Consider the following 9,614-nt stretch of genomic DNA (forward strand, 5'->3'; position numbering starts at 1 on the left):
TTCGGCGCCCGCGGGTGGGGCCGGGGGGCGGCCCGGGGGCGGGGGGGGGGGGGGCGGAAGAACCGCCCCCACCGCCCCCTGTCGCGGAACTACGCCAGCCCGGGCCCCCGCACCGGGATCGACGTGAACGTCGGCTGCTGCGGCGAGGGGTCCTGGAAGAAGTCGTTCCCCTTGTCGTCGACGACGATGAACGCCGGGAAGTCCTCCACCTCGATCCGCCACACCGCCTCCATGCCGAGCTCCTCGTACTCGACGACCTCGACCTTCTTGATGCAGTCCTGCGCGAGCCGGGCCGCCGGGCCGCCGATGGACCCGAGGTAGAACCCCCCGTGTGCCGCGCACGCGTCCGTGACCTGCTTGCTCCGGTTCCCCTTCGCCAGCATCACCTTCGAGCCGCCGGCCGCCTGGAACTGCTCCACGTACGAGTCCATGCGCCCGGCCGTCGTCGGCCCGAAGGATCCCGAGGCGTACCCCTCCGGCGTCTTCGCGGGACCCGCGTAGTACACCGGGTGGTCCTTGAGGTACTGCGGCATCTCCTCGCCCGCGTCCAGCCGCTCCTTGATCTTGGCGTGCGCGATGTCGCGCGCCACGACCAGCGGGCCGGTCAGGGACAGCCGGGTCTTGACCGGGTGCCGGGTCAGCTCGGCGAGGATGTCGTCCATCGGCTGGTTCAGGTCGATCCTGACGACCTCGCCCGACTCCTCGAGCTGCTCGTCGGTCGTCTCCGGCAGGAACCGCGCCGGATCCGTCTCCAGCTGCTCCAGGAACACGCCCTCGGCCGTGATCTTCGCGACGGCCTGCCGGTCCGCCGAGCAGGACACCGCGATGGCGACCGGGCAGGACGCCCCGTGCCGGGGCAGCCGGACCACCCGCACGTCGTGGCAGAAGTACTTGCCGCCGAACTGCGCCCCGATGCCGATCTTCTGCGTCAGCTCGAAGACCTTCTCCTCCAGCTCCTTGTCCCGGAAGCCGTGCCCGAGCTCCGAGCCCTCGGAGGGGATCTCGTCCAGGTAGTGCGCGGAGGCGTACTTCGCGGTCTTCAGCGCGTACTCGGCCGACGTGCCGCCGACGACGATCGCCAGGTGGTACGGCGGGCAGGCGGCCGTGCCCAGCGAACGGATCTTCTCCTCCAGGAACTTCATCATGGAGGCCTCGTTCAGCACGGCCTTGGTCTCCTGGTACAGGAAGCTCTTGTTGGCCGAGCCGCCGCCCTTGGCCATGAACAGGAACTTGTAGGCGTCGCCGTCCGTCGCGTACAGCTCGATCTGCGCCGGGAGGTTGGAGCCGGTGTTCTTCTCCTCCCACATGGTGAGCGGGGCCATCTGCGAGTAGCGCAGGTTCAGGTTCCTGTAGGCGTCGTAGATGCCCCGGGACAGGGCCTCCTCGTCACGGCCCTCGGTCAGCACGTTCTGCCCGCGCTTGCCCATGACGATCGCCGTGCCGGTGTCCTGGCACATCGGCAGCACGCCGGCCGCCGCGATGTTCGCGTTCTTCAGCAGGTCCAGGGCGACGAACTTGTCGTTGCCCGACGCCTCGGGGTCGTCGATGATGCGGCGCAGCTGCGCCAGGTGGGCCGGGCGCAGGTAGTGCTGGATGTCGTGGACGGCCTCCTCGGCGAGCTTGCGCAACGCCTCCGGCTCCACCTTGAGGAACGTCCGTCCGCCGGCCTCGAAGGTGGAGACACCTTCGGAGGTCACCAGCCGGTAGGGGGTGGTGTCCTCTCCCATGGGGAGCAGATCCGCGTACTCGAACTCAGGCATCTCGCCCATTCCTCACTCGACAGAAGACCGCCCGCCTCCGTCGGCGGGCGGTCACCAGCGTAGGACCTGCCGTCGGCGGCGAACCTGTGAGGTTGTCCTCAGTCGGTCCCGCCAGGGGGTAGTCGCGATCTATCGCGTTTGGGTACGCTGCCGTCGTGGACCTCCAGAAGCACGCCCAGCAGCCGGACACGGCGCCGCGGACGGCCGAGCTGCGCGCCTCCGACGCCGACCGGGACCGTATCGCCGACCTCCTGCGCGAGGCCCTCGCCGAGGGCCGGCTCACCGCCGACGAGCACGCGGAGCGCGTCGAGGGCGTGCTGGCCGCCAAGACGGTCGGGGAGCTGGACGCGTTCGTCCGGGACCTGCCGGCGGCCCACCGGCGGCGCGCGGCACACGGCTCCGCCCCCAGCCGCCCCGCCGCCGGCGCGATACCGGTGGACCCCGACGACAACGTGGTCGCGGTGTTCGGCGCCGCCACCCGCAAGGGGCGGTGGCGGGCCGGCCGCCGCATCCACGCGTACGCGGTCTTCGGCAGCGTCGAGATCGACCTCAGCGAGGCGCTGTTCGACCACCAGCAGGTCATGGTCAAGGCGTTCTCCGTCTTCGGCAGCGTCGAGGTCCGGGTCCCGGAGAACGTGTCGCTGCGCGGCATGGGCGGCGGCGTGCTCGGCTCCTTCGAGGTGGACACGCTCGACGCGGCCGACGACGAGGCCCCGGTGGTCTACGTCGACGGCTGGGCGGTGCTGGGCTCCGTCGAGGCGCGGCCCCGGCGCGGCAGGCTCGTGGCGGACATCCTCGACAGGGTGCAGCGCAAGGTCGACAGGAGCGTGCGCAGACACCTGGGTCACTGACGGGCCGTCGGGCCGTTCGGAACCCAGTGCATAGGCGCGCGCACAACGGGTAAGCCTTGCTGCATCGTGTCTCGCTCGCGAAGCCGTCGTCAGGAGTAGACCGTGCCGCAACCGCCGCATTCGTCCCTGCAGATAGCCGCCGTCCCGGCTCGGCGAGCGGTGACGCGGGACAGGGACCAGGACGCCCCCTGGCACACCGAGGCGGTGTGCCGGCGCGACGAGGCGGGGCTGTTCTTCGCACCCTCGAAGGAACCCACCGCCGCCCGGCTCTCCCGTGAGGAGGCGGCCAAGCGCGTCTGCGCCCGCTGTCCGGTCATGGTCGAGTGCCGCGAGCACGCCCTGCTCCAGCCCGAGCCCTACGGCGTCTGGGGCGGCCTCACCGCCGCCGAACGCCGTGTGGTCCTCGCCCGCCGCAGGCGCCGCGAGATGGAACTGAAGAAGGCCTCCCGCCCGGGCCGCATCGCGGCAGCGGGCTGACGCGCACGCCCGCAAGGAGAAAGGGCACCCCCTCCGCACAGGGGGCACCCTTCCCGCGCCGGGTCCGGTCTCGCCTCAGGGGCGCGGGGCTGTGACACGTGCGGCTCCGCCGCGTGGGCGCGAGCGGCCCCCGCGCACCCGCTCGCGCGCCGCAGGCACCGCGCACCCGTGACCCACCCGCACGCCGTGCGCCTCGGGCCCCGGACCGAAGTGACGTTTCACTTGGCCCGGTCGAAGTCGATCGCGCTGTAGGCCCGCAGCTTGCTCAGCCGGTGCTCGGAGTCGATCCTCCGCACCGTCCCGGACTTCGACCGCATCACGATGGAGTCGGTCGTGGCCGTCTCCGACCGGTACCGCACCCCGCGCAGCAGCTCGCCGTCCGTGATGCCCGTCGCCACGAAGAACACGTTGTCCCCGGTGACCAGGTCCTCCGTGGTCAGCACCCGGTTCAGGTCGTGCCCCGCGTCGACCGCCCGCTGCCGCTCCTCGTCGTCCTTGGGCCACAGCTTGCCCTGGATCGTGCCGCCCAGGCACTTCACGGCACAGGCGGAGATGATGCCCTCGGGGGTGCCGCCGACGCCGAGCAGCAGGTCGATGCCGGTGCCCTCGCGCAGCGCCAGGATCGAGCCGGCCACGTCGCCGTCGGAGATCAGCTTGATGCGCGCCCCGGTCTCCCGGATCTCCTTGATGATGCCCTCGTGCCGCGGCCGGTCGAGGATCACCACGGTGACGTCCTCGGGGGTGACCCGCTTGGCCTTGGCGACCCGGCGGATGTTCACGTTCACCGGCGCGTTGATGTCGACGAAGTCGGCGGCCTCCGGGCCGGTGACCAGCTTGTCCATGTAGAACACGGCCGACGGGTCGAACATCGAGCCGCGCTCGGCGGCGGCCAGCACCGCGATGGCGTTCGTCATGCCCTTGGCGGTCAGGGTCGTGCCGTCGATCGGGTCGACGGCGATGTCGCACTCCGGGCCGGTCCCGTCGCCCACGCGCTCCCCGTTGAAGAGCATCGGGGCCTCGTCCTTCTCACCCTCGCCGATGACGACGACGCCGTTCATCGAGACGGTGGAGACGAGGGTGCGCATGGCGCGCACCGCGGCACCGTCGGCGCCGTTCTTGTCACCGCGCCCTACCCAGCGGCCGGCGGCCATGGCCGCGGCCTCGGTCACCCGTACGAGCTCCAGGGCGAGGTTGCGGTCGGGGGCCTCGGACGGGACATCGAGCTCGGACGGCAGGTGGTGGTGTTCGGTCATCGGAGCGCACCTTTCTGTACGACGACGGCCGGATGAGGGTGTGGGCACGACTCTATCGCCAGTCCGACAGAATGAGCAGGGGCCCCCACGGATGAGCGCACCGGGCACCTGCGACGATAGGGGGCGTGGCAGGAACGAGCAGCATGCAGAAAACGGCCCGGGACATGATCCTTTCCCTGGCGTTCATCATGCTCGTCGCGGGAGTGGTCTGGCTGTTCATCCCGCACGAGGACGGCGAACCCGACATCAAGCGGGTCGACTACCGGGTCGACCTGCTCACGGCCCGCCGGGCCGCCTCCTACCCCGTGGCCGCGCCGGAGGGCCTGTCGAAGGAGTGGAAGCCCACCTCCGTCCGCTACCGGGGCGCCGAGTCCGAGGCCTGGCACCTCGGCTTCCACGCGCCCGACGGGGAGTACGTGGCGGTCGAGCAGTCCGCGGGCAAGCGGTCGGTGTTCATCGAGGACGCGACGCAGGGCGCCGTGGAGACGGGGACCACGCAGCGGATCGACGGCGCGACCTGGACGCGCTACGAGGGCGACCACTACGACGCGCTGGTGCTGGAGGGCACCGAGGGCTCGACCACCGTGGTCACCGGCACGGGGTCGTTCGGCCAGCTGACGAAGATGGCCGAGGCGCTGCGCACCGAGTGAGCGGAGTGCGCGAGGGCCCCGTCGGACCGGCCGGTCCGACGGGGCCCTCGGGCGTCGAGCCGGTGCTCAGACGGTCGTGACGACCTGCTCGTACTCCAGGCGCGGGGAGCGCGGGAACCACGCGTCCGGTCCGGGGCGGCCGATGTTGACGACCATCAGCGGGGTGTGGTCGTCGTCCAGGAACTCCTTGCGGACGCCCTCGAGGTCGAGGCCGGTCATCGGCCCGGCGGCCAGGCCGGCGGCGCGGACGCCGATGATGAAGTACGCGGCCTGGAGGGTGGCGTTCAGCGCGGCGGAGCCCTCCCGCACCGGGCGCTCGCCGAAGACGGCGTCCTTGGCCTGCGGGAAGTGCGGGAAGAGGTGCGGCATCTCCTCGTGGAACTCGTTGTCCGCGGAGAGGATCGCGACCAGCGGGGCGGAGGCCGTCTTCGTCCGGTTGCCCTCGGCCATGTGCCGGACGAGACGCTCGCGGGCCTCGGGGGAGCGGACCAGCGTGATGTGCAGGGGCGACTGGTTCATGGACGTGGGGCCGTACTTGACCAGGTCGTAGATCGCCCGCACCTGCTCGTCGGTCACCGGCTCGTCGGTGAACGTGTTGGCGGTGCGCGCCTCGCGGAACAGCAGGTCCTGGGCGGCGGGGTCAAGGGCGAGAGACATGCGTGAACCTTCTCGGGGGTGCGTCGGCCCGCGTTCGTGTGCACGGGACGCGGGCCGGTGGACGGACCGACCGTACGCCCTTGAAGTTCAAGGTTCAATTAAACCGGGGATCCGGTGATCCACTTCACTGACCGGTCTCCCCGGCCTCCTCCGCACCGGCCTCCTCCGCACCGGCCTCCTCCGCGAGCGCCGCGTCCAGCCGGGCCCGCGCCCCGTCCAGCCGGCGCCGGCACACCCCCGCCAGCTCCTCGCCCCGCTCCCAGAGCGCGAGGGACTCCTCCAGCGTCGTGCCGCCCGCCTCCAGCCGTCGTACGACCTCGATCAGCTCGTCCCGTGCCTGCTCGTACCCGAGCGCCTCGGCCGCCGCCGTCGTCGTCTGCTCCGTCTTGCCGGTCATCCGTCCACCCTATGCGTCGACTCGGACAGTGAACTCGCCCTCGGACACCCGTGCCCGCAAGGCCTCGCCGGACTCCACCTCGGCCGGATCCCGCACCGCCTGCCCGTCCGCCCGCTGGAGCACGGCGTACCCGCGCTTCAGCGTCGCGGCGGGGGACAGGGCCACCACGCGCGCGTGCGTGTGGGTCAGCTCGGAGTCGGCCCGGTCCAGCTGGTACCGCAGGCTGCGCCGGCTCCGCTCCAGCAGCGCCGTCACCTCCTCGGCCCGGGCGTCGACCATCCGGTGCGGATCCTGCAGCGAGGGCCGGGCCAGCGCGTGCGCCAGCCCGCGCTCCTCCCGGTCCAGCAGCGCCCGGACCGAGCGCCGCGCGCGGTCGCGCAGCAGCCGCACCCGCTCGTGCTCCTCGCCCACGTCCGGCACCACCTTCTTGGCCGCGTCGGTCGGCGTGGAGGCGCGCAGGTCGGCCACGTGGTCGAGCAGCGGGTTGTCCGGCTCGTGCCCGATCGCCGAGACGACCGGCGTCCGGCACGCCGCCACCGCCCGTACCAGCTGTTCGTCGGAGAACGGCAGCAGGTCCTCCACGCTGCCGCCGCCCCGCGCCACGATGATCACGTCCACCTCGTCGGCCGCGTCCAGCTCCTTCACGGCCTGGACGACCTGCGGCACCGCGTGCACCCCCTGCACGGGCACGTTGCGCACCTCGAAGCGGACGGCGGGCCACCGCAGCCGCGCGTTCTCCAGCACGTCCCGCTCGGCCGCCGAGGCGCGCCCGCACACCAGCCCGACCAGCCGCGGCAGGAACGGCAGCGGCTTCTTCCGCTCCGGCGCGAACAGGCCCTCCCGCGCGAGCGACTTCTTCAGCTGCTCGAGGCGCGCCAGCAGCTCCCCGACCCCCACCGGCCTGATCTCGGCGGCCCGGAGCGACAGCTGCCCGCGCGGCGCGTACCACTCCGGCTTGCAGTGCACCACCACCCGCGCGCCCTCGCCCACCACGTCCGCGACGGCGTCGAACACCTGCCGGTAACAGGTCACGCCCACCGAGACGTCGTGCGACGGGTCGCGCAGCGTCAGGAACACCACCCCGGCGCCCGGCCGCCGCGACAGCTGGGTGATCTGCCCCTCGACCCACACCGCGCCGAGCCGGTCGATCCACCCCCCGATCAGCCGCGACACCTCACCGACGGGCAGCGGCGCTTCCGCAGACGTGTTGAGAGCCATGCCGCGAGAGTAGTGCGCCCCACCGACAACGCACCGTGACCGGGCCCCGGGACGCGGCCTTACGATGGGACGCATGACCGCTTCTCCTGGCCGCCGTGTCCTGCTCGCCGCCCCCCGTGGTTACTGCGCGGGTGTGGACCGCGCCGTGATCGCCGTCGAGAAGGCCCTGGAGCAGTACGGGGCCCCCGTCTACGTCCGGCACGAGATCGTGCACAACAAATACGTCGTGCAGACCCTGGAGAAGAAGGGCGCGATCTTCGTCGAACGGACGGAGGAGGTCCCCCCGGGCAACATCGTCATGTTCTCCGCGCACGGCGTGGCCCCGGTCGTCCACGAGGAGGCCGCGCGCGGCCGGCTCGCCACCATCGACGCCACCTGCCCGCTGGTCACCAAGGTCCACAAGGAAGCCGTCCGCTTCGCGAACGACGACTACGACATCCTCCTGATCGGCCACGAGGGCCACGAGGAGGTCATCGGCACCTCCGGTGAGGCCCCCGACCACATCCAGCTCGTCGACGGGCCGGGTGACGTCGCGAAGGTCGAGGTCCGCGACCCCTCCAAGGTCGTCTGGCTCTCCCAGACCACCCTGTCCGTCGACGAGACCATGGAGACCGTCGACGCCCTCAAGGAGAAGTTCCCCCAGCTCATCTCCCCGCCCAGCGACGACATCTGCTACGCCACGCAGAACCGCCAGCTCGCGGTCAAGCAGATGGGCGCCGAGGCGGACCTGGTGATCGTGGTCGGCTCGCGCAACTCCTCCAACTCCAAGCGGCTGGTGGAGGTCGCCAAGCTGGCCGGCGCCCGCGCGGCGTACCTGGTGGACTTCGCCGACGAGATCGACGGGGCCTGGCTGGAGGGCGTGACCACGGTCGGCGTCACCTCGGGCGCCTCGGTGCCGGAGGTCCTGGTCGAGCAGGTGCTCGCCTGGCTGGCGGAGCGCGGTTTCGAGGACGTCGAGATCGTCAAGGCCGCCGAGGAGTCCATCACCTTCTCGCTGCCCAAGGAGCTCCGCCGCGACCTGCGCGAGGAGGCGGCGGCCCTGGTGGCCGAGCGCGGCGGCTCGGGGGCGGACGCCGCGCGGTGACGGCGGAGCGGGCGTGACGGCCGCGGAGGCCGGGACCGTGACGTTGCGTCGTACGTCGTAACGTGGGGCCATGCAGATCTTCGGTGTGGACATCGGCGGTTCCGGGATCAAGGGTGCCCCGGTCGACCTGGACAAGGGGGACCTGGCGCGGGAGCGCCACAAGGTCCTCACCCCGCACCCGGCCACCCCCGACGCGGTGGCCGACGGCGTGAAGCAGGTCGTCGACCACTTCGGCTGGACCGGCCCGGTCGGGGTCACCTTCCCCGGCGTCGTCACCGGCGGCACCACGATCCGTACGGCGGCCAACGTCGACAAGAGGTGGATCGACACCGACGCGCGCGTGCTGCTCGGCGACCGCCTGGGCGGCCTGCCGGTGACGGTGGTGAACGACGCGGACGCGGCCGGCGTCGCCGAGATGCACTTCGGCGCCGGACGCCACCGCAGGGGCACGGTGATCCTGCTGACCTTCGGCACCGGCATCGGCAGCGCGGTGTTCGTGGACGGCGTCCTCGTTCCCAGCACCGAGCTGGGCCATCTCGAGCTGGACGGCCACGACGCGGAGAAGCGGGCCTCCAGCAAGGCCCGGGAGGACCACGACCTGTCGTGGGAGGACTGGGCGCACCGGGTGCAGAAGTACCTGGCCCACGTGGAGATGCTGTTCTCGCCCGAGCTGTTCATCATCGGCGGCGGCGTCAGCCGCAAGTCCCACAAGTTCCTGGACCGCATCCGGGGCATCAGGGCGGAGATCGTCCCGGCCCAGCTCCAGAACAACGCGGGCATCGTGGGCGCGGCGATGCGGGCGGCGACGGGCGCGTAGGGCTCACGGCCGGGTGGGACGGTCCCGCCCGGCGCGCCGGTTGGCCGCGCGGACCCGGCGCGTCCTGCGGACGAGCACGGTCAGGCCCGCGGCCAGCGTCCCGCCGTAGAGCCACCCGGCCTGGGTGGCGAGGCCCGTCACCAGGCCCGCCACGCCGCCGCCACCCTGGTCGGCGAGCGGGAGCAGCCCCACGGCGAAGGCGATCGGCGCCACCACGGGCGCGACCAGCAGGTCCCCCTCGCGCACCCACAGCGCGGTCAGCACGCACACCGGCAGGAAGAGCACGCCGTACGCGGTCTGCGACGCCCCGAACAGCACGTCGGCCAGCAGGCCCAGGACGAGCATCGCCAGCCCGCAGAACAGGCCCGAGCCCAGCCCGGTGAGCCGCGGGTCGGGCAGCCGCCGGGCCGCGGACGGGGGCCCGGGCCGGCGTTCCGGCGCACGGGAGGG

At 72.2% G+C, this 9,614-nt stretch carries 11 protein-coding genes; 5 read left to right on the plus strand and 6 right to left on the minus strand.

Features of this window, described 5'->3' with window-relative positions; translation table 11 throughout:
• Window positions 1–89 precede the first annotated feature (89 nt).
• Window positions 90–1,769, minus strand: coding sequence for a fumarate hydratase (locus ABTY20_RS29460; RefSeq protein WP_352000158.1), 1,680 nt, complete (start codon window positions 1,767–1,769; stop codon window positions 90–92).
• A 146-nt stretch (window positions 1,770–1,915) separates the two neighbouring features.
• Here ABTY20_RS29460 and ABTY20_RS29465 point away from each other — a divergent pair, with 146 nt between their 5' ends.
• Both ABTY20_RS29465 and ABTY20_RS29470 read left to right on the plus strand, forming a co-directional pair.
• Entirely contained in the window at window positions 1,916–2,611 is a 696-nt protein-coding gene (locus ABTY20_RS29465) for a DUF1707 SHOCT-like domain-containing protein (RefSeq protein ID WP_352000159.1), read from the plus strand.
• Between the two features lie 102 nt (window positions 2,612–2,713).
• On the plus strand, window positions 2,714–3,088 hold the full coding sequence (locus ABTY20_RS29470; protein WP_352000160.1) for a WhiB family transcriptional regulator: 375 nt from the start codon (window positions 2,714–2,716) through the stop codon (window positions 3,086–3,088).
• Window positions 3,089–3,306: 218 nt separating this feature from the next.
• On the opposite strand, the gene glpX is transcribed toward ABTY20_RS29470, so the two are convergent.
• Entirely contained in the window at window positions 3,307–4,341 is a 1,035-nt protein-coding gene (gene glpX, locus ABTY20_RS29475; RefSeq protein WP_352000161.1) for a class II fructose-bisphosphatase, read from the minus strand.
• 143 nt (window positions 4,342–4,484) lie between these two features.
• Here glpX and ABTY20_RS29480 point away from each other — a divergent pair, with 143 nt between their 5' ends.
• Entirely contained in the window at window positions 4,485–4,991 is a 507-nt protein-coding gene (locus ABTY20_RS29480) for a DUF4245 domain-containing protein (protein WP_352000162.1), read from the plus strand.
• Window positions 4,992–5,057: 66 nt separating this feature from the next.
• Here ABTY20_RS29480 and ABTY20_RS29485 read toward each other — a convergent pair whose 3' ends face one another.
• The 3 genes from ABTY20_RS29485 to xseA form a co-directional block, all read right to left on the minus strand.
• Window positions 5,058–5,648 (minus strand): malonic semialdehyde reductase, encoded by a 591-nt coding sequence (locus tag ABTY20_RS29485; RefSeq protein WP_352000163.1) that lies wholly within the window; start codon window positions 5,646–5,648, stop codon window positions 5,058–5,060.
• Window positions 5,649–5,772: 124 nt separating this feature from the next.
• Window positions 5,773–6,045 carry an exodeoxyribonuclease VII small subunit gene (locus ABTY20_RS29490; RefSeq protein ID WP_352000164.1) on the minus strand — a complete coding sequence of 91 codons (273 nt, stop codon included), beginning with the start codon at window positions 6,043–6,045 and terminating at the stop codon, window positions 5,773–5,775.
• A gap of 9 nt (window positions 6,046–6,054) precedes the next feature.
• A complete protein-coding gene (xseA, locus tag ABTY20_RS29495; protein WP_352000166.1) occupies window positions 6,055–7,263 on the minus strand; it encodes an exodeoxyribonuclease VII large subunit in 1,209 nt (402 codons plus the stop codon).
• Between the two features lie 64 nt (window positions 7,264–7,327).
• Here xseA and ABTY20_RS29500 point away from each other — a divergent pair, with 64 nt between their 5' ends.
• Both ABTY20_RS29500 and ppgK read left to right on the plus strand, forming a co-directional pair.
• A complete protein-coding gene (locus ABTY20_RS29500) occupies window positions 7,328–8,347 on the plus strand; it encodes a 4-hydroxy-3-methylbut-2-enyl diphosphate reductase (protein WP_352000168.1) in 1,020 nt (339 codons plus the stop codon).
• Window positions 8,348–8,417: 70 nt separating this feature from the next.
• On the plus strand, window positions 8,418–9,164 hold the full coding sequence (ppgK, locus tag ABTY20_RS29505) for a polyphosphate--glucose phosphotransferase (protein ID WP_352000169.1): 747 nt from the start codon (window positions 8,418–8,420) through the stop codon (window positions 9,162–9,164).
• Window positions 9,165–9,167: 3 nt separating this feature from the next.
• On the opposite strand, the gene ABTY20_RS29510 is transcribed toward ppgK, so the two are convergent.
• Window positions 9,168–9,614 (minus strand): DUF6542 domain-containing protein (locus ABTY20_RS29510; protein WP_352000171.1); only part of this gene is annotated, 447 nt, incomplete at its 5' end.

This window comes from Streptomyces sp. NPDC126497 (genome assembly GCF_040302425.1).
GTDB lineage: Bacteria > Actinomycetota > Actinomycetes > Streptomycetales > Streptomycetaceae > Streptomyces.

Excerpts from the sequence above, each read along its gene's own strand:
- xseA (WP_352000166.1), bottom strand. The coding sequence starts at position 7,263 with ATGGCTCTCAACACGTCTGCGGAAGCGCCGCTGCCCGTCGGTGAGGTG.
- glpX (WP_352000161.1), bottom strand. The coding sequence starts at position 4,341 with ATGACCGAACACCACCACCTGCCGTCCGAGCTCGATGTCCCGTCCGAG.
- ABTY20_RS29480 (WP_352000162.1), top strand. The coding sequence starts at position 4,485 with ATGCAGAAAACGGCCCGGGACATGATCCTTTCCCTGGCGTTCATCATG.
- ABTY20_RS29500 (WP_352000168.1), top strand. The coding sequence starts at position 7,328 with ATGGGACGCATGACCGCTTCTCCTGGCCGCCGTGTCCTGCTCGCCGCC.
- ABTY20_RS29460 (WP_352000158.1), bottom strand. The coding sequence starts at position 1,769 with ATGGGCGAGATGCCTGAGTTCGAGTACGCGGATCTGCTCCCCATGGGA.
- ppgK (WP_352000169.1), top strand. The coding sequence starts at position 8,418 with ATGCAGATCTTCGGTGTGGACATCGGCGGTTCCGGGATCAAGGGTGCC.
- ABTY20_RS29485 (WP_352000163.1), bottom strand. The coding sequence starts at position 5,648 with ATGTCTCTCGCCCTTGACCCCGCCGCCCAGGACCTGCTGTTCCGCGAG.
- ABTY20_RS29490 (WP_352000164.1), bottom strand. The coding sequence starts at position 6,045 with ATGACCGGCAAGACGGAGCAGACGACGACGGCGGCGGCCGAGGCGCTC.